This window comes from Leucobacter luti, assembly GCF_050310065.1.
In the GTDB taxonomy this organism is placed as follows: domain Bacteria; phylum Actinomycetota; class Actinomycetes; order Actinomycetales; family Microbacteriaceae; genus Leucobacter; species Leucobacter luti_B.
On record NZ_CP190007.1, the window covers coordinates 1145077 to 1170050 of the forward strand.

At 68.3% G+C, this 24974-nt stretch carries 25 protein-coding genes; 11 read left to right on the forward strand and 14 right to left on the reverse strand.

Features of this window, described 5'->3' with window-relative positions:
- Positions 1-50: 50 nt before the first annotated feature.
- The 8 genes from ACOPJ3_RS05200 to ACOPJ3_RS05235 all read right to left on the reverse strand — a co-directional run bounded on the left by ACOPJ3_RS05200 (position 51) and on the right by ACOPJ3_RS05235 (position 6901).
- On the reverse strand, positions 51-1217 hold the full coding sequence (locus ACOPJ3_RS05200; protein WP_427870774.1) for a branched-chain amino acid ABC transporter permease: 1167 nt from the start codon (positions 1215-1217) through the stop codon (positions 51-53).
- Entirely contained in the window at positions 1214-2095 is an 882-nt protein-coding gene (locus ACOPJ3_RS05205; RefSeq protein WP_427870775.1) for a branched-chain amino acid ABC transporter permease, read from the reverse strand. Before ACOPJ3_RS05205 ends, ACOPJ3_RS05200 begins: the two co-directional genes overlap by 4 nt.
- Entirely contained in the window at positions 2092-2850 is a 759-nt protein-coding gene (locus ACOPJ3_RS05210) for an ABC transporter ATP-binding protein (RefSeq protein ID WP_427870776.1), read from the reverse strand. The genes ACOPJ3_RS05205 and ACOPJ3_RS05210 overlap by 4 nt, the downstream gene beginning before the upstream one ends.
- Positions 2850-3641: an ABC transporter ATP-binding protein gene (locus ACOPJ3_RS05215; protein ID WP_427870777.1), complete on the reverse strand. Its 792-nt coding sequence runs from the start codon at positions 3639-3641 to the stop codon at positions 2850-2852. The genes ACOPJ3_RS05210 and ACOPJ3_RS05215 overlap by 1 nt, the downstream gene beginning before the upstream one ends.
- Positions 3642-3654: 13 nt before the next feature.
- The gene (locus tag ACOPJ3_RS05220) at positions 3655-4857 is read right to left on the reverse strand and encodes an ABC transporter substrate-binding protein (RefSeq protein WP_427870778.1); all 1203 of its coding nucleotides are present in this window, start codon (positions 4855-4857) and stop codon (positions 3655-3657) included.
- Between the two features lie 203 nt (positions 4858-5060).
- A complete protein-coding gene (locus ACOPJ3_RS05225; RefSeq protein WP_427870779.1) occupies positions 5061-5882 on the reverse strand; it encodes a PaaX family transcriptional regulator in 822 nt (273 codons plus the stop codon).
- Between the two features lie 205 nt (positions 5883-6087).
- A complete protein-coding gene (locus tag ACOPJ3_RS05230) occupies positions 6088-6486 on the reverse strand; it encodes a PaaI family thioesterase (protein WP_427870780.1) in 399 nt (132 codons plus the stop codon).
- A 1-nt stretch (position 6487) separates the two neighbouring features.
- Entirely contained in the window at positions 6488-6901 is a 414-nt protein-coding gene (locus tag ACOPJ3_RS05235; RefSeq protein WP_427870781.1) for a RidA family protein, read from the reverse strand.
- Positions 6902-7073: 172 nt separating this feature from the next.
- Between ACOPJ3_RS05235 and ACOPJ3_RS05240 the strand changes: the two genes are divergently transcribed.
- The 4 genes from ACOPJ3_RS05240 (at position 7074) to ACOPJ3_RS05255 (ending at position 12265) form a co-directional block, all read left to right on the forward strand.
- Positions 7074-8009 carry a fumarylacetoacetate hydrolase family protein gene (locus ACOPJ3_RS05240; protein ID WP_427870782.1) on the forward strand — a complete coding sequence of 312 codons (936 nt, stop codon included), beginning with the start codon at positions 7074-7076 and terminating at the stop codon, positions 8007-8009.
- Positions 8006-8965: an acyl-CoA thioesterase gene (locus ACOPJ3_RS05245; protein WP_427870783.1), complete on the forward strand. Its 960-nt coding sequence runs from the start codon at positions 8006-8008 to the stop codon at positions 8963-8965. Before ACOPJ3_RS05240 ends, ACOPJ3_RS05245 begins: the two co-directional genes overlap by 4 nt.
- A gap of 75 nt (positions 8966-9040) precedes the next feature.
- Positions 9041-11425 (forward strand): bifunctional salicylyl-CoA 5-hydroxylase/oxidoreductase, encoded by a 2385-nt coding sequence (locus ACOPJ3_RS05250; RefSeq protein ID WP_427870784.1) that lies wholly within the window; start codon positions 9041-9043, stop codon positions 11423-11425.
- Between the two features lie 69 nt (positions 11426-11494).
- On the forward strand, positions 11495-12265 hold the full coding sequence (locus tag ACOPJ3_RS05255; RefSeq protein ID WP_427870785.1) for a cyclase family protein: 771 nt from the start codon (positions 11495-11497) through the stop codon (positions 12263-12265).
- Between the two features lie 186 nt (positions 12266-12451).
- Here ACOPJ3_RS05255 and ACOPJ3_RS05260 read toward each other — a convergent pair whose 3' ends face one another.
- Complete coding sequence (locus tag ACOPJ3_RS05260) at positions 12452-12994, reverse strand: helix-turn-helix domain-containing protein (RefSeq protein ID WP_427870786.1); 543 nt, start codon at positions 12992-12994, stop codon at positions 12452-12454.
- A 162-nt stretch (positions 12995-13156) separates the two neighbouring features.
- Here ACOPJ3_RS05260 and ACOPJ3_RS05265 point away from each other — a divergent pair, with 162 nt between their 5' ends.
- From ACOPJ3_RS05265 to ACOPJ3_RS05275, 3 genes are read left to right on the forward strand one after another with little or no spacing between them, the layout of a single operon-like run.
- Entirely contained in the window at positions 13157-13522 is a 366-nt protein-coding gene (locus tag ACOPJ3_RS05265) for a hypothetical protein (protein WP_427870787.1), read from the forward strand.
- Positions 13523-13567: 45 nt separating this feature from the next.
- Positions 13568-15091 (forward strand): Na+/H+ antiporter NhaC family protein, encoded by a 1524-nt coding sequence (locus ACOPJ3_RS05270; protein ID WP_427870788.1) that lies wholly within the window; start codon positions 13568-13570, stop codon positions 15089-15091.
- Between the two features lie 35 nt (positions 15092-15126).
- A complete protein-coding gene (locus ACOPJ3_RS05275; RefSeq protein WP_427870789.1) occupies positions 15127-16275 on the forward strand; it encodes an aminotransferase class V-fold PLP-dependent enzyme in 1149 nt (382 codons plus the stop codon).
- A gap of 139 nt (positions 16276-16414) precedes the next feature.
- On the opposite strand, the gene ACOPJ3_RS05280 is transcribed toward ACOPJ3_RS05275, so the two are convergent.
- From ACOPJ3_RS05280 to ACOPJ3_RS05295, 4 genes are all read right to left on the reverse strand, one after another.
- The gene (locus ACOPJ3_RS05280; protein ID WP_427870790.1) at positions 16415-18064 is read right to left on the reverse strand and encodes a phytoene desaturase family protein; all 1650 of its coding nucleotides are present in this window, start codon (positions 18062-18064) and stop codon (positions 16415-16417) included.
- A complete protein-coding gene (locus ACOPJ3_RS05285; protein WP_427870791.1) occupies positions 18061-18654 on the reverse strand; it encodes a flavin reductase family protein in 594 nt (197 codons plus the stop codon). The genes ACOPJ3_RS05280 and ACOPJ3_RS05285 overlap by 4 nt, the downstream gene beginning before the upstream one ends.
- Positions 18655-18681: 27 nt before the next feature.
- Positions 18682-19932 (reverse strand): styrene monooxygenase/indole monooxygenase family protein, encoded by a 1251-nt coding sequence (locus ACOPJ3_RS05290; RefSeq protein ID WP_427870792.1) that lies wholly within the window; start codon positions 19930-19932, stop codon positions 18682-18684.
- Between the two features lie 71 nt (positions 19933-20003).
- A complete protein-coding gene (locus ACOPJ3_RS05295; protein ID WP_427870793.1) occupies positions 20004-20780 on the reverse strand; it encodes an SDR family oxidoreductase in 777 nt (258 codons plus the stop codon).
- 163 nt (positions 20781-20943) lie between these two features.
- On the opposite strand from ACOPJ3_RS05295, the gene ACOPJ3_RS05300 reads away from it, so the two are divergent.
- The 4 genes from ACOPJ3_RS05300 to ACOPJ3_RS05315 all read left to right on the forward strand — a co-directional run bounded on the left by ACOPJ3_RS05300 (position 20944) and on the right by ACOPJ3_RS05315 (position 23705).
- Positions 20944-21957 carry an AraC family transcriptional regulator gene (locus tag ACOPJ3_RS05300; protein ID WP_427870794.1) on the forward strand — a complete coding sequence of 338 codons (1014 nt, stop codon included), beginning with the start codon at positions 20944-20946 and terminating at the stop codon, positions 21955-21957.
- Positions 21958-21995: 38 nt separating this feature from the next.
- The gene (locus ACOPJ3_RS05305; protein WP_427870795.1) at positions 21996-22748 is read left to right on the forward strand and encodes an IclR family transcriptional regulator; all 753 of its coding nucleotides are present in this window, start codon (positions 21996-21998) and stop codon (positions 22746-22748) included.
- Positions 22749-22882: 134 nt separating this feature from the next.
- A complete protein-coding gene (locus ACOPJ3_RS05310) occupies positions 22883-23332 on the forward strand; it encodes a cupin domain-containing protein (protein WP_427870796.1) in 450 nt (149 codons plus the stop codon).
- 88 nt (positions 23333-23420) lie between these two features.
- A complete protein-coding gene (locus ACOPJ3_RS05315; protein ID WP_427870797.1) occupies positions 23421-23705 on the forward strand; it encodes a hypothetical protein in 285 nt (94 codons plus the stop codon).
- A gap of 14 nt (positions 23706-23719) precedes the next feature.
- On the opposite strand, the gene ACOPJ3_RS05320 is transcribed toward ACOPJ3_RS05315, so the two are convergent.
- Positions 23720-24685: an Lrp/AsnC family transcriptional regulator gene (locus ACOPJ3_RS05320; RefSeq protein WP_427870798.1), complete on the reverse strand. Its 966-nt coding sequence runs from the start codon at positions 24683-24685 to the stop codon at positions 23720-23722.
- Positions 24686-24974 lie beyond the last annotated feature (289 nt).

Here is a 24974-nt window from a genome sequence, read left to right on the forward strand (position 1 = left end):
GTGCTACGAATATATCAAAGAAAGCGCGAGCGTCACACAATTGATATGAATTATTCGGATCCCGGATCAGCGGCCACCGGATTCGGGCCGGCGTGAGGCGGTTCCGCTGCGTGCGCGGGGGCGCTCGGGGTGCTCAGGGCGCTGGTGGCGCCCGCGATCCTGGGCTTGAACGGCCACGTCGCCTCTCGCCCGCCCGTGATGCCGGACGGCCTGAAGATCAGGATCACCACCATGATCGCACCCAGGATGATGAGGCGGCTGCCAGACGGCAGTGAAACCACGAAATCGCCGATCGTGAGCCCCTTTTCGAGGAGCCCGAGGAGGTGGCTGAGGACCGAGATCGCGAGCGCGCCGACGACCGCGCCCCAGAGCGAGAGCATGCCGCCGACCACGAGCATCGCGATCGTCGTGAACGTGAAGTCGAGGGAGAACTGCGAGGCCTGCGCGACGCCGTTCAGCTGCACCCACACGGCGCCGCCGACCCCGGCGAGCGCGCCCGAGACGGTGAACGCGACGAGCCTGTGGAACGTGACCCGCACGCCAGACGCCGGCGCGGCCTGGATGTTGTCGCGCGAGGCGCGCAGCATGCGGGCGCTGCTGCTGCGGCCGTAGAGCCACGCGAGCGCGATCACGGCGAGCGCGATGTACAGAATCGTCTGCAGGTCGAAGCTGCGGGGGAGCCCCGTCATCGACTGGCCGGCCTTCGGGCCGATCTGCTTCCAGTAGGTCAGGATCTGCACGACGAGCATGAGGAGCGCGAACGTCGCGATGCCGGCCTCGAGCCCGTTGAGTCGCATGAGGGCGAGGCCGCTCAGCAGGGCGACGAGGCCCGCGACGAGCGCCGCGATGATGAGCGCGAGGAACGGGGGAGCGCTCGCGTCCTTCAGGAACGGGAAGAGGTCCGGCATGATCGCCGACTTGATCGTCGGCGGGATCGTGAGCAGGGAGATCGTCCACGCGCCCACCGCGACGAAGGCGATGTGACCGAAGGAGAGCACGCCGCTGTTGCCGATGAACGTCCACATGGCGACCACGATGATGAGGTTCGCGAGCGCGTAGCCCATGTCGATCGCCGCGGTCTTCGAGAGGAAGCTCGCGCCGAGCGAGACGAGCCAGACGACGAGGATGGGGACCACGAGGGTCCAGATCCGCGCGGCGGGTTCGGGCACCCCGATGCCGCCGGCGCGGCTCGGCAGCTGGATCGGCCTGGTGATCATGTGCGCTCCTTGGCGAGACGGCCGGCGAAGATGCCGTTGGGGGCGATGACGAGCACGACGGCCACGAGGAGGTAGACGAACGCGATCCGGAAGTCGTTGATCCACGCGGGCAGCCAGCTCGTGAAGAGGGACAGCGCGAAGCCGATGAGGAAGCCGCCGAAGACGCTGCCCCCGAGCTTGCCGAGGCCGCCGATCGCGGAGCCGATCAGGGCGAAGAGCGTCACCTGCACGCCGAACGTTGGCCCGACGCCGCCCGACTGGGCGGTGAGCACGAACGCGATCGCCGCGGCGAGCACGCCGCTGATCGAGAACGTCAGCGCGATCACGACGCTGGCCCGGATCCCGAGCACGCGCGCGGCGCGGAAGTCCTCGGACGCGGCCTGCACCTGGAGGCCCATGCGCGACTTCGAGAGGAAGAGGCGCACCGCGATCAGCAGCACGGCCCCGAGCGCGATCGACACGATCGAGATGAGGTTGATCCTGAGGTCGCCGATCCGGATCGAGGCGGCGAGCTGCGGGGCGACGGCCGCGGAGAGCACGTTCGTGCCGAACACGCCGTCGTAGATCCGCTGCAGCAGGATGCTGAGGCCGAAGCTCGCGATGAGGAGCGTGGCGGGCGGCTGCGAGCGGATCCAGCGGAAGACCGCCGCGTCCATCACGAGCGCCAGGGCGACCGCGACCACGACGGCCGCGACGAGGGCGAGCGGCCAGGAGATCGGCCACAGGATGATGAGCGCGTAGCCGGCCGCCGTGATGAGCTCGCCGTTCGCGAAGTTCGCGAGGCGCATGACCCCGAAGACGAGCCCGATGCCGAGCGCAGCGAGCGCGTAGACCGCGCCAGTCGAGGTCGCGTCGATGAGTGCTTGGATGATGTTCACGAGCCGAGGTACGCCTTCATGAGGAGCGCGGAATCCTGCGCGTCAGCCGGACCGAGCGTCATGGTGATCTTCCCCTCGCTGAGGACGTAGGTGCGGTCGGCGGCGGCGACCGTCTGCTGCGCGCGCTGCTCGACGAGGAGCACGGCGGTGCCGCGCTCGCGAATGCTCTGGATCGACGCGAACACCGTGTCGACCGAGGTCGGGGAGAGCCCGAGCGAGGGCTCGTCGAGCGCGAGCAGGCGCGGGGCCGCGAGCAGCGCGCGGCCGATCGCGAGCTGCTGCTGCTGCCCGCCCGAGAGGAGTCCGGCCTGCCTGCCGGCGAACTCCTCGAGGATCGGGAACAGCGAGTGCACCCAGGCCAGGTCGTCGTCGAGGCCCTTCGGGCTCCGCCGCGCGGTCGAGCCGAGGCGCAGATTCTCCGCGACCGTCAGCTGCCTGAAGACGTTGTGGCCCTCCTGCACGAGGGCGATCCCGGATCGCGCGATGCGCTCCGTCGACACGCCCTGCAGGCTCCTCCCGTCGAAGTCGAGCCGCTCGGAGCTCGAGCGCACCGCACCGACGAGCGCGTGCATCGTGGAGGACTTGCCGGCCCCGTTTGGGCCGATGATGCCGACGAGTTCGCCCTCGTCCACCGTGAAGGAGACGCCGGAGACGGCGGAGATCCCTCGGTAGGAGACGCGGAGGTCCTCGACCGTGAGGAGCGGAGCGGCCGAGGGGAGCGTCTCGGCGGAGGACTTGTGATGCGTGCCCGTCATTAGACTGCCCCTTCCGCGATCTGCTGTGCGGCGCTGCCGAGGTAGGTGCTCGCGAGGCGCTCGTCGTGGCGCACCTCGTCCGGCGTGCCGTCGAGCACGTTCTTGCCCGCGCCGAGCACGAAGATGTCATCGCAGCTCGAGAAGATGAGCGGCATGTTGTGGTCGATGAGCAGGATCCCGACGTCGCGCGCCGCGACCGTGCGCATCGTCTCGCTCAACTGCTCGGCCTCGCCGTCGTTGAGGCCGGCGGCCGGCTCGTCGAGGAGCACGAAGCTCGGCCGCGTCGCGAGCGCGCGCGCCACGCCGAGCCTGCGCTCGACGCCGTGCGGCAGGCGATCCGCGTCGTGCAGCATCCACTCGGTGAGCTGCAGTTCTTCGAGCAGCTCGAGGGCCAGCTCGCGCGAGCGCTTGCGGCCGGCGCCGCAGGCGAGCGCCGTGACCTCGACGTTCTCGAGCACCGAGCAGCGGCTGAAGAGGTGGCCGTGCTGGAACGTGCGGGCGACGCCGTGCCGCGCCCGCCGTTCCGGGCGCACCCGGGTGATGTCCTCGCCGTCGACCGTGACGGATCCGGAATCTGGGAGGTCGTAGCCCGTCAGAATGTTGACGAGCGTCGACTTGCCCGCACCGTTGGCGCCGATGAGTCCCGTCACGCGGCCGCGCGGGATCTCGATCGTGACGTCCTCGAGGGCGCGCACGCCGCTGTAGGAGCGGGAGATGGAGTCCCCCCGCAGGGCGCGGGCGGCATCAGGGCCGCCCGCGCCCGCTGGGGGAGTGTCGGTGAGCACGGTCATCGTCCGGGATCGCCTAGAGCAGGACCTTCTCGGGCGAGCGGGTCTCGACCCAGGCGAGGCCGCCGTCCTTAACCTGGAGCACGCGCATCGGGCGCTCGACGTTCACGTGGAGCTCGTCGGAGAAGCTCGTCGGGCCGACGAGGAGCGGGACGTCCTTGAACTTCAGGAACTCGCCCGCGAGCTTGTCGCCGTCCCAGGACTTGGCCTTCTCGTAGGCGATCTTGATCGCCTCGATCGTGGCGTCGCCCGTCGTCATGCTGCCGTTCTGCGGGCGCTCGCCGTAGACCTCCTCGTACTTCGCGGAGGCGTCGTTGACCTTGGCGTCGCTGTCGTCGCCCCACACCGAGGGGTAGGAGACGATGTAGTAGTCGGTGAGGCTGGGGATCGCGCCGAGCCAGAAGGTGCCGTCCATGCCGAAGCCGGAGACGACCGGGGTCGTGATCCCGCCGTCGCGGATCTCCTTCGCGGCCTTGCCGCCGCCCTCGCCGTAGCTGCAGTTGAAGACGACGTCGGGGGCCTCGCCGCCCGTGATCTTGGAGACGGTCTCCTTGATGCTGTCGCCCTGCTTGAACGTGTAGGTCGCGATCTCGGTGCCGCCGAGCTCGGTGAAGCGCTTGGCCGCCGTCTCGCACTGGTTCTGCGTGTACTTGATCGAGTCGTCCTTCACGAAGACGGCCTTCTTCCAGCCCTTCTCGACCGCGAACTCGGCCATGATGCTGGCCTCGCCCGGCACGGCGTTGCCCATCGAGAAGCCGATGTTCAGCCCGCCAGCCGGCCCGTAGATCGTGTCGCCGACGCACGGGGCGATGTTGAGCACGTTGTTCTGCTCGGCGACCTGCGATGCCGGCACCGCCGTGTCGTAGTCGCAGGTGACGAGCAGTACCTTGGCGCCGTCGTCGAGGAGGCTCTGCGCCGCGGGCGCGTACTTCTCGAAGTCGGAGCCGCTGTCGATGACCTTGAGCTCGACCTCCTGGCCGTCGATCCCGCCGTTCTCGTTGAGCTCGTCGACCTTGATCTTGGCCGCGTTCAGCGCGGGGGTGTCGAAGGGGGACATGAAGCCGGTCTCGGCCATGACCGCGCCGATGATGACCTTCTCGCCGGCGGCCGGCTTGTCGGATCCGGAGTCGCCGCCACCGCCCGTCGACGAGACGCAACCGGTAAGCGCGAGCGCGCCGGCCGCGGCCACTGCTAGGGGGATGACAAAGGACTTTCGCATGAGCTGGGCCTCTCTTTGTGGCCTGCGGATCGACGTTGATCCCGCGCTGGCCTGGGTTGAAATGCTCTGACGCGCCAGTTTCGGCTCGCACACCACGCGGTCGACCCTGACAAGATGATTTCTAGCTCAGAACGGTTACGTTCGTCAAGAGAGTGTTTTATTATCGTGATACAGCTGTGGCCTGGTGGGGGTGTAAGCCCAGATCAGACCGCGATCGCGTCCTTCACGAAGGAGAAGGCCGCGCCCTCCAGGCGGGTGACGATTTCCTCGATGAGGGCGGTCGCCGGATCCCCGGCCCAGTCCTTCTGCAGGAGCTCGCGGGGGAGCCCGGGGTCACGCTTCGGCAGCACGCGCCAGTCGTCGAGCGCCCGCACGTAGTGCACGAAGGCGTCGCGGGGCGGCACCTCGTCGCCGTGGCCGCGCACGAGGCGCTCGAAGCCGGGGCGGTGGCGCGCGATGAACTCGCGGTAGCCGGCGTCGATCCCGTCGAGATCCCAGCTCTCCCTCGCCATGCGGGTGAGATCCTGGCCGCCGGCGTGCCTGCCGATGAGGAGGTTGGTATTGTCGGTGAGCTCGAGGCCGTCGATCACGGCGATCGCCTCCGGCGCCATCCGCGCGGGCGCGATCCAGACACCCTGCCCGACGTTGCCGAAGCCGAGGGACGCGAGGCGGGATCGCAGCAGGTGGCGCTTCGCGCGCTGCTGCTCGGGCACCGAGAACGTCGCGATGCACCAGCCCTCGGCGAGATCCGCGGGCTGGCGCGAGTGCCAGATGTAGGTGTCGCCCGCCTCGAGCGACGCCTTCGCGAGATCCGTGAGGCGGTAGCCGCTCTTGCCGAACTGCTTCTCGGGCGTGAGCCACCCGCGCTTCTTGAGGCGGGAGACGCCCGTGCGCGTGCTCGACTCGTCGATCCCGAGCTCGTCGAGGAGCGACACGATTCCCTTAATCGGCATCCAGTCGCCCGTGCGGCGCGCGAAGGCGCCAAGGAGCGTGACGAGGAGCGTGCGGGAGGTGTTCGAGGTCATGGGCGGGCCTGTCTGCGCGTCGCGGTGTTCAGGGCATCGGGGCGGGGAGGCCGGAGCCGCTCGCGCCCCCACTTAAGCTACCCGATGTATCTCAATACCCCGCCGCCCCCTTGCCGGTTCTGCTCACACTGTGCGGTGTATCCGCAATAAAAGACACAGTGAGCTCAGAACCGGCAAGGGGGCTGGGTGGGTGGGGGCGCGCGCCTCAGGCGTCGCGGAGGACCGTGGTGACGCGGGCCGTCGAGACGCGACGGCCCTCCTCGTCGTCGATCTCGACGTTGTAGACCGCGACGGTCCTGCCGAGCCTGATCGCCTGCGCCTTCGCAGTGACCCGGCCAGACGCCGCGCGCCCCGTGTGCGTCGCGCTGATGTCGAGCCCGACGGCCGTGCGCCCGTTGCCCGCGTGCTCGCACGCCGCGAGCGAGGCGAGTGTCTCGGCGAGCGTGCAGTACGCCCCGCCGTGCATCGACCCGGTGATCTGCCGGTTCCCGGCCACTGGCATCGTTGCCACGGCCTGCTCGGCGCTCACCCGCACGAACTCGATCCCGAGCCGCTCGTCGAGCTCGCCGAGGATCGTCTTCACGGGCTCCGTGTTGGTATTCATGTCAATCTTCCTCCTGTGTATCGCCGCCGATGTAGGCGACTCCCTGGATTTCGATGAGGGCCTCGGGCTGCCACAGCTGTGTGACGCCGACGCCCGCCATCGCGGGGTATTCGGTTCCGGCCATCTCGCGCCAGCGCTTGCCGATCTCGCGGCCGTTGCGCTGGTAGTCGTCGACGTCGGTCAGGTAGATGGTGACGTCGACGAGGTCGCTCGGCTTGCCGCCGGCGTGCGCGAGGGTCGCGAGCACGTTGCCGAAGGCCTGCACGAACTGCTCGACGATGCCGCCAGGCACGATCTGGTAGTCCGCGTCGAGGGCGGTCTGCCCGCCGAGGTAGACGAACGGGCCCGCCTTGACCCCGTGCGCGAAGCCGATCGGCTTGCAGAGCTGCGGGGGGTTGATGATCTGTGCTGACATCCTTGTCTCCTTCTTGGCCGTTGCCTGGGCTTTTCCATCCAAGATCCGAAATCAAAATATCTCGTACTTGTGACGTTCGTAAATAGTCTGACATACTATTTCTGAAATCGGGCGAAATTGATTCGCACGAGGCCCGGGGGAGCGACACCCCCACCGACCTACGGGAGCAACGATGCACTTGGGGACGATACGCACGACGGCGGGCGGCACCCGCGCGGCCGTGCGCGAGAACGAACACGCGGCGAGCTGGACCCTGCTCGATGCCGCGGACGTCGGCGAGCTCATCGCCGACCCCGGCTGGCGGGAGCGCGCCGAGGCGGCGCTCGCGGCAGCGGCGGGGGCGGGATCCGGATCCGGATCCGGAACCGGGATCGACGCCGCGACCGTCGACACCGAGACCGTCGACGCCGCGACCGCGCTCCTCGCGGCCCCGGTCCTGCGCCCCGCGAAGCTCGTCTGCTGCGGCCTGAACTACCACGACCACATCGTGGAGACCGGCCGGGACATCCCGGAGTACCCCACGCTCTTCGCGAAGTTCGCCGACACGATCACCGACCCGCTCGCGGACATCGAGATCGAGGGCTCGGCGAAGGTCGACTGGGAGGCCGAGCTCGCGGTCGTCGTCGGCTCGCGGATCCGCCGCGGCTCGAAGGCGGACGCCGAGGCCGCGATCCTCGGCTACACCGTCGCGAACGACGTCTCCTGCCGCGACTGGCAGGCGCGCACGCTGCAGTGGTTCCAGGGCAAGGCGTGGGACCGCACGACCCCGATCGGGCCGGCAATCGTCACCGCCGACGCGATCTCCCCGAAGGACGGCCTCGCGATCCGCGGCGAGATCGACGGCGAGACCATGCAGGAGAGCAACACCCGCGAGCTCGTCTTCGACGCGGCCGACCTCGTCGCCTACGTCTCCCAGTTCACGGAGCTCGGCCCGGGCGACATCGTGCTCACGGGCACGCCGGGCGGCGTCGGCCTCGGCCTCCGCCCGCAGCGCTGGCTGCGCGACGGCGAGACGCTCACGACCACGATCGAGGGCATCGGCGCCCTCAGCAACACGATGCGCCTCACGCCGCCGGCCGGCGCGCCCGAGGGGGAGGAGCGGTCATGACCGAGCAGAATGAGCGTCCGGATCAGGACCGGGATCAGGATCCGGATCGCGGCATCGTGCGCGAGAACCGGGCCGACTCGGCGCGCTTCCTCGCGGCCATCGAGCTCACCGAGGTGGAGGCGAGCGTCTTCGACCGCGCCTTCGAGGTGATCCCGCAGTACGTGCCGTGGCCGAAGGCCTACGGCGGTGACTCGGTCGCGCAGGCGGCAGCCGCCGCGATCGCGACCGTCGGCGACGACCGCGAGCTGCACGCGCTGCACAGCTCCTTCCTGCGCCCGGTCGAGATCGGCGCGCCCGTCCGCTACGAGGTCGAGCTGCTGCGCGACGGCCGCGGCTACTCGACGCGGCACGTGCGCGGCTACCAGAACGACAAGGTCGTGTTCCTCACGACCGCGTCGTTCCAGGTGCCGGAGCCCGGCCCCGTGTTCGCCCCGGCGATGCCCGAGGTGCCGGATCCCGAGTCGCTGCCGAGTTCCGAGGCGTATCTCGCGGGGCGCGGCGCCGACGGCTCCGCGGCGGGCGACTACTGGGCGCGCGGCCGCAGCTTCGACATGCGCCACGTGCCCGGCCCCCTCTACCTCGAAGTCGAGGGCGAGCGCGCCCCGCACCAGGCCGTGTGGATCCGGGCCTTCGACGAGCTGCCGGCCGAGCCGCGCACGCAGCAGATCGCGCTCAGCTACCTCTGCGACTACACGATCCTCGAGCCGTCGCTGCGCGCCCTCGGGCTCGCGTGGGGCTCGCCGGGCCTCGTCACGGCGAGCCTCGACCACAGCATGTGGTTCCACGCGCCGGCCCGCGCCGACGAGTGGCTGCTCTACGCGCAGGAGAGCGCCGGCGTGCAGAGCGGGCGCGGCCTCAGCATCGGCCGCTTCTTCTCCGCGGCGGGCGAGCTCGTCGCGACCGTCGCCCAGGAGGGCATGATCCGGAGCCCGCAGGGGGCCCCAGGCCGCCCATAAATTTCACCGATCACCAGACAGAATCCGCCCGCCCAACGGAGGACGCGCGGAGCACACCGTAAGAAAGGAACGCGCATGGGAAAGAAGATTGCGGTTATCGGAGGCGGGCCGTCCGGCCTCTACTTCTCCGTGCTCGCCAAGAAGCTCGACCCGAGCCACGAGATCACCATCTGGGAGCGCAACGCGCACGACGACACCTTCGGCTTCGGCGTCGTGTTCAGCGACGAGACGCTCGGCGGCATCGAGAACGCGGATCCCGAGACCTACGCGGCCATGGAGGCCTGCTTCGCCCAGTGGAGCGACATCGACGTCCACTTCAAGGGCGAGAAGATCACGATCGGCGGCCAGGGCTTCGCCGCGACGAGCCGCAAGGAGCTCCTCCTGCTCCTGCAGGAGCGCGCGATGAGTCTCGGCGTCACGATCCACTTCTGCACGGAGGCGCCCGACGTCGACGAGCTCTCGCGCGACTACGACCTCGTGATCGCGGCGGACGGGATCAACTCCCGAATCCGCCCGCACTACGCGGAGTCCTTCGGCCCCTCGCTCGACCCGCGCCGCTCGAAGTTCATCTGGCTCGGGCTCGACCGCGCGATCGAGGCCTTCACCTTCCACGTGAAGCACACGCCGTGGGGCATCATCCAGGTGCACGCCTACCCGTACTCGGCGACCGAGAGCACCTTCCTCGTGGAGATGCACGAGGACGTGTGGCGCGCCGCCGGCTTCGATGCGAGCGAGAGCAAGGCGTTCCCGCCCGGCGTGAGCGACAACGAGTCGGTCGCGAAGCTCGCGGAGATCTTCGCCGACGAGCTCGACGGCGCGACGCTGCTCACGAACAACTCGAAGTGGATCACGTTCAACACGGTGCGCAACGACAAGTGGAGCCACGAGAACGTCGTGCTGCTCGGCGACGCGGCGCACACGGCCCACTTCTCGATCGGATCCGGCACGAAGCTCGCCCTCGAGGACGCGCTCGCGCTCGCCGCGAACCTACACGAGCAGCCGGACGACTTGCCGGCCGTGCTCGCGGCCTACGAGGAGGAGCGGCGCCCCGTCGTGCTCTCCCTGCAGCGCGCGGCGCAGGCCTCGCTCGAGTGGTTCGAGAACATCGGCCAATACGCGGATCAGGAGCCGCTCCAGTTCGCCTTCAACCTGCTCACGCGCTCGCGCCGCATCACCTTCGAGAACCTCGGCGTGCGCGATCCCGGCTTCGCCGAGGTCATGCAGCGCGACTTCGCCGGCCGCACCTCGGGCGACGACGTGCCCGCGATGTTCCAGCCCTACAAGATCGGCGAACTCGAGCTCAAGAACCGGATCCTCGTCTCGGCGATGGATCAGTACTCCGCCGAGGACGGCGTCGCGGGGGACTACCACCTCGTGCACCTCGGCAGCCGGGCGATCGGCGGCGCAGGCCTCGTCATGACCGAGATGATCGCTCCGTCGGCCGACGGCCGGATCTCGCCGGCCGACGCCGGCCTCTACACCGACGAGCAGCGCGACGCGTGGAAGCGGATCGTCGACTTCGTGCACACCAACTCGACCGCGAAAATCGGCGCCCAGCTCGGCCACTCGGGCCGGAAGGGCTCGACGAAGCTCATGTGGGAGGGGATCGACGAGCCGCTCGAGGCGGGCAACTGGCAGACCGTCGCGCCCTCGGCGATCCCGTACGGACCGGGTAGTCAGACGCCGCGCGAGGCGACGAAGGAGGACCTCGAGCGGATCAAGGCCGAGTATGTCGAGGCGACGAAGCGCGCCGCCGAGGCGGGCTTCGACCTGCTCGAGCTGCACGCCGCCCACGGCTACCTCATTTCCTCGTTCCTGTCGCCCGTCTCGAACCAGCGCGGCGACGAGTACGGCGGATCCCTCGAAAACCGCCTGCGTTACCCGCTCGAGGTCTTCGACGCGGTGCGCGCGGCGTGGCCGGCCGAGCGCCCTATGCTCGTGCGCATCTCCGCGCACGACTGGATCCCCGGCGGCAACACGGACGACGACGCCGTCGAGATCGCCGCCGCGTTCATCGCGCACGGCGCCGACGGGATCGACGTCTCCTCCGGCCAGATCGCGAAGGAGGAGCGGCCGCAGTTCGGCCGTAGCTACCAGACCCCGTTCGCGGACAAGATCCGGAACCGGGTCGCCGAGAAGGCGGGGGCCGCGGTCGTCGCGGTCGGCGCGATCTCCTCCTACGACGACGTCAACTCGCTGCTCATCGCCGGGCGTTGCGATCTCGTGGCCATCGGGCGAACGCATCTCTACAATCCCCACTGGACCCTTCACGCGGCCGCTGATCAGGAATATCGTGGAGACGCTGCGGACTGGATCAACCAGTATCGCGCGGGGCGGCGGAAGCCGCCCACGGCCCGCACCGACGCGATCCGGCCCCGCCTCGAACTGCTCACGGACGCGGACCGGGTCGATGACACCCACACGAGGTGGATCGGGGGCCGCACCGTTCCCGCAGCATAGATCGCACCCAGTCCCGAACCACTTCGCAGTTCCCCAGAATCCGAACACTCAACGAGGAGACATCGAATCATGAACGCATCAGAACTCGCCGCAGCGCTCGCCTCGGGCGGGCTCCGCATCGTGGACCTCACGAACACCCTGTCGGCGGACACCCCAACGCTCCGCCTGCCTGACCCCTTCGCGAACCTCATCGACTTCAGCCTCGAGGAGGTGAGCCGCTACAACGAGCCCGGGCCCTTCTGGATGCACAACAACATCCACACGGGCGAGCACATCGGCACCCACATCGACGCGCCCGTGCACTGGATCAGTGGCAAGGACGGCCTCGACGTCGCGAGCATCCCGCCCGCGCGTCTCGTGGGGCCCGCGGTCGTGCTCGACTTCACGGCGCAGGTCGCCGAGAACCCCGACTACCTCGTGTCGATCGACGACATCAAGGCGTGGGAGGCCGAGCACGGCTCGCTGCCCGAGAACGGCTGGGTGCTGTTCCGCACGGGCTGGGACCGCTTCTCGGACGACAAGGAGGCGTTCCTTAACGCCGACGACACCGGATCCCACACCCCCGGCATGATGGCCGAGACGGCGAAGTGGTTGGCCGAGGAGACGAAGATCTCGGGCATCGGCGTCGAGACGGTCGGCATCGACGCGGGGCGCGGGGCGGAGCTCGACCCACCGTTCGCCGCGCACTACCACCTGCTCGGCAACGACAAGTACGGGATCACCTCGCTGCAGAACCTCGCGCAGCTGCCCGCGACGGGCGCCGTGATCGTGGTCGCGCCGCTCCCCATCGTGGGCGGCGGAGGCAGCCCCTCCCGCGTCTACGCGATCGTCGACGCCTAGGGGGCTCGGCGGTTGTTAGCGATTTCGGTTCGTAAGCGGCCGCTTACGAACCGAAATCGCTAACACCCTCCTGCGCACGCATCAGGCCCGGGCCCAATTGGGCCCGGGCCTGTGTGTAGTTAGCGATTTCGGGGCTTCGCGGGACGCGGAAGCCCCGAAATCGCTAACAACCGCTGGCGGGAGGGGTCAGTGGCTCGGAGGGGTGACGGAGATGATGAACTCGGTCGGGCTCGCGGAATCATTGATGAAGCGATGGGGGATCCGCGAGTCGAAGTGGCAACTGTCGCCCTCGGCGAGTTCGTAGCGATCGCGATCGGTCTCGATGACAAGGTTGCCCCTGGTCACGACCACGCATTCCTCCGCCTCGTGGCTCCAGGCCGAGTCTCGGGAGCTGCCCCCGGGCTGCAGCGTCCCCTCTAGGACCTCAAGGTGCTTCCCCACGGTGGACTTGCGGCGGTAACTCATGTCGCCGGACGGCGTCGTGAGCGTGATTTCCTTCCCGGACCGGGTGATGTGCAGCTGTTCGCGATCGACCGCCGTGACAAACAGCTCGAACAACGGAACGTCGAGGACTCGCGCGATCTGGCGGAGCGTTTCCAGGCTGGGATCGACGAGGCCTCGCTCGACCTGGCTGAGCATCGGCGCAGAGATGCCGGCTGCCGCCGCGAGCTCGTTCGCCTTCATGCCCTTCGCCTGCCGGAGTTGCCGCACGCACAGGGGTGAGCTCATACATCGTCCTCATCGTCGCACGCCAAAAAAGGTGTTGTGATTAAAGAAAATTTCAATACACTTAATTTACGGAGATGAGCGAAGTGTGACAATCGCTCGCCGAAGCCAGAACCCGGTCCCGTGTTTTCGCTTGAGTCTACTTTCAATGAGGAGAGTTTCACCATGTTCGTTAAGCCGAGCGCCGAGCCCCCGCACCGCGTCATGATCCTCGCAGCGTGCAGGGATTCCTGGTACGAGGCCAGTGACGAAGAACGAACGTCAATAGCGCTTCCGACCCTCCAGCATCTTCTCGACGACTGGGCCGCCCTAGGCTTTGAACTGCTGCACTCTTTCGATGACGACTACTTCCTCGTCGGACAGCCCGGATCGCTGCAGTTCCCAATCACGATCCTTGGCGAAGTTCCCTCTCTCGACACTCTGGTCCAGATGATGAACCGAGCGCGCACCACCGTGAACGGTGAGCGCGCCGACAGGTACTACCGATTCGAAAGCCGGATCGGCCGCAAGCTCTTTCTCCTTCCGCGCTAGCTCGCACCCCCCCCCGGCAAGACCACTCAGAAAGGCGGCGTCAACGTGGACACCACCACCCCACTGAAGTTCCGAGTAGGAATGTTCGGAGCGTTCATCGCTCCGATCCTCTTCCTCGTAGGCGCGACCATGTACTTTGTCGTGTTCAAGGCCTTCGATATGTCGGCGCTCACGACCGCAGGCATCGTCGGCATCATCATCGCCGGTGTCTTCGCAAAGGAGTACCGACGCTACTGGGATAGCGTCATTGAAGGCCTGGCAAACCCGATCGCCATGACCGTCGTAATGATCCTGTTCACGGTCGGTCCGCTCTCCGCGCTGCTCGAATCGACTGGCGTCTCGGAGGGATTCGTTTGGCTCGCGGCGGAACTGCATGTGACGGGCGGGCTATTCATCGCGATCGTGTTCCTTGCCGCGTGTGCAATGTCGATCTCGACAGGGACGTCGCTCGGCACGATGTTTACTGCCTTCCCAATCTTCTACCCGGCTGGGGATGCAGTCGGTGCTGATGCGCTGCTGCTCGCGGGTGCGATCTTCTCCGGTGCAATGTTTGGCGACAATCTTGCCCCGATCTCGGACACGACTGTTATTTCGGCTGCAACGCAGCGCTATCGCCGTCGAGAGGGGAGTGCAGAGGTTGCTGGAGTGGTCGGTAGCCGAGCAAAGTACTCGCTCACAACCGCCGCCATCTGCTTCTTGCTCTTCCTGTTGATCGGCAACGCTGTCGCGCCGCCCGCGCACGGCGGCCCAGTAGACTCCGGAGGCTATTCTCCGCTCGGACTTGTGATGCTAATTCCCATTGTCGCCCTCATCGTCGTGGCGTTCTGGAAGCGCAACCTCTATCTCGCCATTACCGTCGGCGTGATCTCGGGCACGATCGTGGCGCTCGTTTTCGGCCTGCTCACGCCGAAGGACATCATGTACGTGAAGGAGGGAGCCCCGAGCGGCTTCCTGTTCGACGGTGTCAACGGCATGCTTCCGCTCATCTGTCTGTCAATCGCCGTGTTCGGCATGATCGGCGTCGTGCGCGCTGCCGGGGTCTTTGACGTGATTATCGGAGCGCTCACCCGGAGCAAGTGGGCGAGGGGGCCGCGGGGTGCCGAATCTGCGATTGCGATCGGGCAGAGCATCACCACCGCCATCTTCGCGGGTGTGGTGGGTCCGTCGCTCGTTCCGTTCTCGGTCATCGCCGACGAGATCGGGGCGACGGCGAAACTGCACCCGTATCGCCGCGCCAACGTGATGGAGTGCTTTGCGATGGGTTTCGCGGCGATCGTGCCCTCATTCAGCGCATTCCTCTTCATCATCAACCAGCTCACGGGCGGCTACGACAACATGCCAGTGATCTCTCCCGTCGCCGCTTCCGCCGTCGCCTTCTATCCGATCGTTCTGACGCTCGTCATGATCTTCTCGATCGTCACGGGATGGGGACGCCGCTTTGAGTCGGTGAACGGTGAGCCGGTGAAGCGGGTTGAGGACATCGTTCCGGATCCGGATCCGGATCCGGATTCTCACCTCATTCCCGGCGAGGCGGTTTCCTCACCGCCCGCACCAGCGCAGCGCGCCTAGCTTTCCATTTCCCGCACCACAGAATCGAGGAGTACATGACTCACCAAGCGCCGAAGCCCGCGCCGCTGACACCGGAGCAGTTCCGCAACCAGTTTGCCGTTCTGGACGAGGCCCCGCACTTTGCCAGCTGCAGTCAGGGAGCGCTATCTGATCATCTGGCCCACACCATGCAGCGGATGACTGCATCACTTATTGGCAGCCAGGCGCCGTGGGATGTCTGGGTCGGGGTCGTCGAGCAGTATCGCTCGATGAGCGCAGCCTTCCTCGGATGCACCGACCGCCAGATCGCTGTGTTGTCGTGCGCGAGCGAGGGGGCCTTCCAGGTGGTTTCGTCGCTCGACTGGTCTGGTGAGCGGAACAAGCTCGTCACCTCCGACCTCGAGTTCCCGTCGGTCGGCAACGTGTGGCGTGCACAGCGAGATGGGATCGAGATCGTCAATGTCGAGGGGATCAGCGATGCACTGCTCGCTGACAACTGGATCGCACGCATCGACGAGCGCACCAAGCTCGTCTCGATCCCGCTCGTGAGTTACATCAACGGAACGCGTCCCGAGATTGCGCGGGTGATCGAGCACGCGCACTCGGTGGGAGCACTCGTGTTTGTCGATGCCTACCAAGGGGCGGGCGTCGTGCCATTCACCGTCGACGAGCTGAACTGCGACTTCCTGGTCACGGGGAATCTTAAGTACTTGCTTGGCCTCCCTGGCATCGCCTCGCTCTATGTCCGGCACCCGGAGAAGGCCGAGCGCGATGCGGTGCTGACGGGCTGGTTTGGGCGGGTGGATCCGTTTGAGTTCGATCCGGCGCTGGTCGACTACCCGGATACTGCGCGGCGATTCGAAACGGGTACTTACGCGATTCCTTCGGCCTATGCCGGGGTAGCCGGTTACGAAGTACTCGCACAGATAGATCTCGACGCGTGCTGGCCCCACATCGAGAGGCTCCGTGAGCAGCTCGCTGAAGAACTCACTGCGCTCGGTTACAAGCTCGACTACCCCGAGGAGCCGGCGTGCCGCGGTCCTGAGGTAGCGATCGTCATGTCTGACCCCGATGCGCTGGCTGCCAAGCTCGCCGGGTTCCGGATCGGCACGTCGCCGCGCGGGTCCCGCTTGCGGCTCTCGCTCCACGCGTACTCCTCGCAGAGCGACATTGAGGCGCTTGTCGCCGCGCTGAAGGAGCTCTGAGGCTCCCGAGGGCTCGTTGTTAGCGATTTCGGTTCGTATAACGCGTCATACGAACCGAAATCGCTAACAACCGCCCCGCGCACGCACTCTCCCCGCACGCATCAGGCCCGGGCCCATTTGGGCCCGGGCCTGTGTGTTGTTAGCGATTTCGGGGCTTCGCGGGACGCGGAAGCCCCGAAATCGCTAACAACCACCTACCGCCGGCGGCGGGGGACGCGGCGAGGATGCGCTGGGCCACGATGTGGCCGGATCCGGCGCCGAGGCCCGGGCCGGGGTGCGTTGCCGCGCCGATGTGCCAGACGCCGCGCACGGGCGTCGCGTGGCTCGCCGCCCCGGGGTAGGGGCGCCAGCGCAGGTTCTGGTCGAGCTCCGCCGAGCCGCCGTACGGGTCGCCCGAGATCGCGTTCGGGTTCGCCGCGAGCAGATCCGTCGGCGCGATCACCTTGCTACCCAGGATCGTCGAGCGCGTGCCGGGCGCGAAGCGCTCGACCCGGTCGAGCACGCGGTCGACGTAGCGCTCCCGCAGCGAGGCCGACTCCCAGCCGCCGCTCACGTCGATCTCGGAGGCGGAATCCCCGATCGGGGCGAACGGGACCTCCTGCAGCTGCAGCCACAGCGTCGCCTTGCCCTCTGGGGCGCGGCTCGGGTCGAGCATGCTCTGCTGGCCGACGACGACCGTAGGGGAGGAGGGGAGGAGCCCCGCCTCCGCCTGCGCGCAGGCGATCCCGGTGCTGCCGGATCCGTCGCTCAGGTGCACGAGCGGCACCTCGCCGAGCGCGGGATCCTCCCACTGCAGCGGGCGGTCGAGCGCGAAGTGCAGCTGCATCGCCGCGCGCCCCGGCCGGTAGCTCGCTGCCCCGGCGCGCTGGCCCGCGAGGCCGGGCGCGGCCGCGAGCAGCCCGTCGTAGAGCGCGGAGGGCGACACGCTCGCGAGCACGGTGTCCGCGCCGATGAAGCCAGCCGAGGTGCGCACGCCCGCGACCCTCCCGTCGGCGATGACGATCTCCTCGGCCTCCTCGCCCGTGTGGATCTCGACGCCCGAGTCCCGCAGCAGCCGCTCGAAGGCGGTGAGGAAGTTCGCGACCCCGCCCGTCACGACCGGCAAACCGAACTGGTGCATCGCGGCCGCGAAGACCGGGATCATCATGCCGCCCGTCGCGTGGTCGGGCCCGAGACCCGAGTGCAGGCCCCACGGCGTCCACAGCTCGTCGACCTCCCAGCCGTCGAATTTCCGCCGCAGGAAGCTGCGCGCGCTCGTCAGCGAGTCGCGCGCGAGCGACTCGAGCCCGTCGGCCTTGAGCGCGCGGAACGCGCCCCAGCCGAGCTTGCCGAGCGCCTTCGTCGAGCCGAGCTCGGCGCCGAGCGCCCCGAAGATGAACGGGGCGCGCGGCCCGAAATCGGCGAGCATCTGCAGGTAGGCATCGGTATCCGCTGGCGACGCGAAGCCGCGAGCGGTCTGCTCCGGATCCCGATACGCGATCACGGTGCGCCGCTCGCCGGCGACGTCAGCCGTGCTCGCGGTCACCGCGCCGTCGCTGTTGCTGTACTCGAGGCCGCGCGCGGCGAGCTCTGACCCGAGCTCACCGAAGGCGGCGCTCGACACGAAGAGCGGGTGCCACGACGAGTAGGTGTCGTGCAGGAACCCCGGCGCGGTCAGCTCCGGATCGGCGGCGATGAAGCCGCCGATCCGGTCCGACCGCTCGAGGAGCACGGTCTCGACGCCGCCGCGGGCGAGCTCGGCCGCCGCGACGAGGCCGTTGATCCCGCTCCCGATGACGACGGCCGTCATGAGGCGTCCGCGTCGTGCGCCCTCGTGGCGTGGTAGCTGCCGCCGTGGAAGACGAGCGGATCTGCCGCGGCGTGCGCGTAGCGCTGCACCTCGCCGACGTAGATCACGTGGTCGCCCGCCTCGTGGCGGGCCACGGTGCGGCACTCGAAGGTCGCGAGTGTGCCCTCGAGGACCGGGATCCCCGCGACGCCCTCGCGCACGGCGACGCCGTCGAACTTGTCGCTCGAGCCCCGCGCGAACTTGCCCGAGAGGTGGTGCTGGTCGCTCGCGAGCACGTTGATCGCGAAGTGGGTCGCCTGCTCGAACGCCGGCAGGCTCTTGAGGTGCCGCCCGGGGCACCACAGCACGAGCGGCGGGTCCATCGAGAGCGAGGTGAAGGAGTTCGCGGTGACCCCAATGCGCTCGCCGTCCGGCGTCACGGTCGTGACGACGGTCACGCCAGTGGCGAACTGGCTGAAGGCATTGCGCAGGTCACGCGGGTCGAACTCCTGGGGCACGATGTCGGTTCCCACGGTGCTGCCCTCCTGGGATGTGGCGCAGCTCGGCGCGAGGCCGCTCGGCGCGGAGATGGTGGATGTTGCGTGCGACATGGTTGACCTCCTCGTCAATCGTCACGTTCAGGCGGCCTGCGGGACCGCCTTGGCTGCGAGCTCGGCGAGGTAGCGCTCGGAGCCCTCGGGGTTCAGGAAGTAGTCGCCGAAGTCGACCGGATCGGTGAAGCCGTTCGCGAAGCGGTGGGCGAGCTCCGGGTACTGCGCGCCTGCGGCGAGCAGCTGCAGCACGTGCGGGGGCGGCGGCATGAGGAGCGCGTTCGTCCAATCGGCGACGGGCTTGATCCGGGCCCAGTAGCGCTCGAAGGCGTTCTGCTGGAAGGCCCGGTCGAACGGCAGATTCTCGTGATCCAGGATCGCGTCGAGGTAGGTCTGCGCGCACTTGGAGGCGTTGTTCGAGCCCTGCCCGGTGATCGGGTCGTTGAGCACCACGACGTCGGCCATGCCGAGCACGGTGCGGCCGGAGGGGAGCTGGAGGACCGGGTGGCGCACGGTCGGCGCGAAGCGGCCCTGCAGCACGCCGAGCTCGTCGGTCAGCTCGACGTTCTTGGCGCGATCCGCCTCCCACGGCATGAAGGTCTGCAGGATGTCGAGCGAGGTCTCGAGGTGCTCCTGCGGGGTGAGTCCCTGCCAGCGGTCCATGGGGCCGCCGGGCACACCTTCGAACACGAGGATGTGGCAGTCGCCGCTGATCGTGAGCGACGGGAAGACGAAGAACTCGCCGACCCCGGGGACGAGGTTGAAGCTCACGCGCGAGAAGTCGGGCGAGGGCTCGAAGCCGTGCAGATAGGTGAGGGCGAGCGCACGCTGCGGCTCGGCGAAGGTGCTGCGCTCGGCGTCGCGCTCGAAGCCGCGGGCGATCTCGCCCTTGCCTGCCGCCACGATCACGAGCTCCGAGTCGAGCGTGTAGCGCTCGAGCGCGGCGATGTCGGCCTCCTCGTACACGACCTCGCCGCCCTGCTGCTCGAAGAGCTCGATGAGCGCGGGGAACTTGATGCGCTGGTCGATCGCGTAGGCGGGGGCGTCGAGCTGACCGGCCCAGCTGAAGAGCTTCTCGCCCGGCTGCTCGGGGTGCGGCACCGTGAAGCCGATGCCCTGGACGGGCGGCGCGTCGGGCCAGAGGTCGACGCCGACGGCGCGCTCGTACTCGAGCGCCTTCGAGAACATGCACTGGCTCGATGCGACGCGGCCGGCGTGGATCTGGTCGGGCGTGCGATCGGAGATGAGGCGGACCTGGTAGCCGTGCATGAGCAGGCCGAGGCCGAGCTGGAGGCCGGACTGGCCGGCACCGACGATGGTGATGTGGCGCTGAGTCATGGTGTGTCCCTTCGGGGCGGGTTGAGCGGAAAATACTGCGTGTGAAGCGTGGCGCGTGATGCGTGCGCCGATCAGGGCGCGAGGAGCGGGATCGCGGGCTCGCGGCCCTCGGGGCCGAGCGACGCGTAGCCGCCGTCGACCGCGTAGTCGGCCGCCGTCACAAAGCTCGCGGCGTCCGAGGCGAGGAAGGCGACGACGCGGCCGACCTCCTCGGGGCGGCCGAGCCGCCCGAGCATGTGGAACTTCGCCGCGACCGAGTCGGCGTGCTCGAGGTTGCCCTCGGACACCCCTTCGATCACGTTCGACCAGGTCCAGCCGGGGCTCACCGAGTTGGCGCGGATCCCGTCGCCCGCGTAGTCGATCGCCTGGAGGCGGGTGAGCTGCACGATCGCGGCCTTGCTCACGGGGTAGACCCAGCGGCCCGTCTGCGCCGCGGAGGAGGAGATGGAGGCGAAGTTCACGATCGCGCCCTTCCCGCTCTTCGCGAGGTGGGGCCGCGCGAGCTCGGCGACCCGCGCCGCGCTCACGAGGTTCACGTTCAGCCCCGTGAGCCAGTCCTCGCGCGAGGTCTCCGCGCCGTTGTCGAGGTAGGTGGCCGCGAGGTTCACGACGACGTCGAGGCCGCCGTGGCGGTCGACGATCCCGGCGATGAGGGTCGCGACCTGGCCGTCGTCGGCGATGTCGACGAGCTGCGGATCGAGGTCGGCCGGCAGCGCGTCGAGCCCGGCCGAGTCGATGTCGGCGACGACGACGGTCGCGCCTTCGTCGCGCAGCACCTCGGCGACGCCGCGGCCAATCTTTGTCGCGCCGCCCGTGACGAGCGCGACCTTCCCGGTGAGTGAGGGCATTCAGGGACCTCCCGTTCTTCGTTGAACTCCCGCCCGTGGAGCCACGGATGCGGGGTGGGTATGCTTACCCTCAAGCAAACCGGGGCTGCCCGCGCGCGGCTATCCAAATCGCGCGGACCCTATCCGAAATGCGTCAAGCGCCAACGAAGGCGGGAGGACGGCGATGGCACCACGTGCGGTTTCAGGGCTTCCACGCGCGAACGAGCTCCTCGTCTCGCGCGATACGACGCGCGCCAGCGAGGTCGACGAGGCGCACGAGACGATCTCCAAGCTGTTCTGCGACCACCGCCTGGCCCCGCTCGCGAGTGGCGGAGTCGAGATGTCGCTGCGATCCGCCCACGACTCGGGGGTCGGGATCGACCTCCTCGACTACGGCGGCGCCGTGCAGATCGACGTCGGCAAGGGCCTCGAGCACTTCCACCTCGTGCAGATTCCGCTGAAGGGCCGCGCGACCCTGCAGGTCGGCAACGCGCTCGTCGAGTCCTCGCCGAGCGTCGCGACCGTGCCCCCGATCGAGCGCGAGTTCTCGATGCGCTGGGACGCCGGCGTGCCGACCCTCATCTGCTTCGTCGAGCGGGAGCGCCTGCGGAATGTCGTGCAGGCGGTCTACGGCGTTGAGGCCGAGCGGCTCCAGCTCGGCCTCCACATGCAGCTCGATACGCAGGCCGGCCAGGACTTTTTGCGCGCGCTCCTCGAGCACCACGACGTGCTCGAACGGGTCACGGCCGACAGCCCCTACGCGAGGCGGCTGAGCGCCGACCTCGTGCTCGCGCGGCTGCTCAACGCGGTGGACAACTCCGTGAGCCGCTCGCTCGGCGGCTGGACGAGCGGCGAGGCCTCGCGCCCGCCGCGCACGGACGCCCTCGTGCGCCGCTTCGAGGAGGCCGTCGATTCCGGCGCCGCCGAGGGGCTCACGGTGCTGCAGATCGCCGAGCGACTGGGGGTGCCGCTGCGCACGCTGCAGAGCCACGTGCGGGCGGCGAAGGGCACGACCCCGACCGCGATGCTGCGAGAAGCCCAGCTCAGAAGGGCTAGGATCCTGCTCGAGGCCGCGGATCCGCAGCGGGAGACCGTCACGGGCATAGCGCAGCAGGCCGGATTCACCCACCTCGGTCGCTTCTCGACCGAGTACCGGAGGCGATTCGCGGAGTCGCCCACAGAGACGCTCCGGCGCTGAGCGGGAACGGGATCGAAGTGTCTGGAACACTCAACTCGGTGACGAACGCGCTCCAAGTGATCCACCTCCTGCGAGCACGCGGCCCGCTCAGGCTCTCGGACATCGCGGCCGAGATCGGGGTCGGCGCCTCGACCGCCTACCGCCTCGTCGCGACGCTCCGGGAGCAGCGCTTCGTGCGCCAGGAGCCGGAGGGCAAGCGCTACGAGCTCGGCCCGGCGATGCTCTACACCTCGGCGGTCAGCGCGCTCGAGCACTGCGTGGCGGTGGGCGGTCCGGTCATGCACGCGCTGCAGCGCTCGACGCAGGAGACGGTGCACCTCACGGTGCTGCGGGGCACGCGGTGCCTCTTCGCGGCATCCGTCGAGTCGCACCGCCTCGTCCGGGTGACGAGTCGCGTGGGCCAGGGGCCGCCGGCGCACACCGCGGCCGGCGGCAAGGTGCTGCTCGCCGCGCTCGATCCGGAGCAGCTCGCCGAGGTCTTCATGCGGGATCCCCTCGCGACGCCGACGGAGGCCTCGATCGGGGATCACGAGGCGCTCGCCGCAGAGCTTGAATCCGTCCGTGAGCTGGGTTTCGCCCGCAACCTGGGGGAGTCGGAGCCCGACATGTACGCCCTTGCCGTGCCCGTGCGCCGGCCGAGCGGCGCGACGATCAGTAGCCTCACGATCGCGGCGCCGCTGTCCCGCATGGGCCCGGCCCCGAAAGGCGAGGCGCTGAGCGAGCGCGAGGAGCAGCTGCTGGGCGAGCTGCGGGACGCCGCCGGACGGATCGAGGGCATGCTGGCGTTCTGATCCGGCGCCTTTTCCCGCTATGCGGAAATAGCGGGGCACCCTTTCTCTCCAGGGTAAATTCGGACGCAACCTCCCCGATGCCGCGTGAGCCTTCTCGCGGACGACCCTGCGGAGCCGACAGAAAGGACTCACCCATGACCGAAGAGCTGGATCCGAAGGGCCGCCCGTTCAAGCGCATCAGCATTCAGAAGAAGAACGAGCTCCCGCTGGCCCCGGGCCAGACCTCGAAGGCGCGCCGCTACTCCGGCGTCGCGGTCGAGAACACCGACGTCGTCGGCCTCTGGTTCGGTCGCGTCCATACGGGCGTCGGCGAGCACTCCGACCCGCACCACCACGGCGAGGCCGAGACCGGCGGCTACGTGCTGCAGGGCCGCGGGTACATCCGCTTCGGCGAGCGCTACGACGAGATCATGTATTTCGAGGAGGGCGACTTCGTCTACGTGCCGCCCTTCGTGCCGCACATCGAGGGCAACGCGAGCAACTCGAAGGAGCTCATCTGGCTCACGACGCGCAATCCCGACAACATCGTCGTGAATCTGACCGATCAGGACGTGTCTGATCTGGAGATCGAGTACACGGACTAGGCGTCTTCACAGCGGCCGCGGGGGAGGATCCTCGCGGCCGCCGCGTTTTCGCTGTTCCTCTCGGCGTTCCGTTCGCTAGGATCGAGCTATGAGTAAGTTGCAGCAGTCGGGAAATGGCGATGTCGCCCTTTCGCGCGAGACGTTGGCGCCGAGCGTGCAGCGCATCGGCGGCCGCGACATCGAAATCACATTCCTCGGCCGTAATGCGGCCGGCCAGCCCACGTGGATCATGTGGAATGCGGCCGAGCCGTACCTCATCGGGATGCTCTGCCAGGGCAAGATGGGCTACCACTTCGAGCAGCGCACGAGCTCCGGCGTGCTCGTGCACGAGAACATCTCGCTGAGCCGCGTCCACCGCGCGCTCGGAGGCTAGGCGCCCCGCCTGCGTCACTCCGGCTGCTCGATCGTCCCGCCGCTCGCGCGCTCGTAGCTCTCCTTGATGATGTCGTAGTGCGTCCAGGTCTCGATCATGCCGACCTCTGGCAGCGCGCGCAGCTCCTCGAGCGCGGCGAGCATCTGCGCCGAGGTGCCGCCGAAGAGCGTACCGATGTAGTCGAAGTTGCCGTGCGCGCGCACCGCGAAGTCCACGTTCTCGCACGCGAAGAGGGCGTCGCCGATCGCTGAGCTGCCGCCTCCGCGCGCGGTGATCCCGAGCCCGACCGCGATCCGCGTGCGGGAGAGCTTGCCCGAGGTGATCGTCGAGATCCGGATCACGCCGGCGTCGACGAGCCGCTTCACGCGCGCCCGCACCGACGAGGGGGAGAGGTGCACGGTGTCCGCAAGCGCCTTGTACGACTTGCGGCCGTCGCGCTGCAGCTGCGAGATGAGCGCGGTGTCGAGGGCGTCGAGCGTCACCTCCGCCCGCTTCGTCGCGACGAAGAAACCCTTCAGGATTCCGACGTAGGTCGTGACCCGGACGCGCCGTACCCCGGGAAAGGCACGTACCCGCTCGAGCATGTCCTGGAGTTGCTCCTCGCTTCCATGCCGCGACTCGAATACGAGGGGGTGCGGGCCGCTCGTCAGCGACACGAGCACCGTGTCGGGCAGCTCGGCGATCCGGTGGGCGACGGGCGCCACGGGGCCCTCGACCTCGACCATCGCGTGCACGAGCACGTGGTGGCCGGCGTAGCTCGGGTCGAGCGCAGCGACGACCCGCAGGCCGTCGCGCTCGACGAGCGTGCGGTAGCGCTGCGAGGCAAGGTCGCGCGAGACCCCGAGCCGGGTCGCGAGGTCCTGGAAGCTCGCCCTGCCGTCCGTGCGGAGCTCGCGGATCAGCCACTCGTCGAGCTCGTCGAGGTCGACCTCGCGGCCCGCATGCCGCTGCACCTCCGCGCCACTCTTTCTCGCGATCAACCCGCCTCCGCTTCTGTCCCGGCCTGTCCGGCAGCTGGGAACCCGTCGGCGTTCCCAGGAAAATTCCCCTCACCAAGATACGCCCGAATGCCGGTGAGCGCACGCAATTCGGCTACACGAGTCGTGATAGTTCCATGAATTTTGACGATTCTCTCTCGCTGGAGCGCAGATCGGTTGTTGAGGGCGGCTTTCCATCGCTGATCGGCGTAGCGCAATTCACAGCTTCGAACTAGAGTCGGGCGCAGTTGGCATGTCCGTCGTGCCACACCTCCCAAGCAAAGGAGCTTCC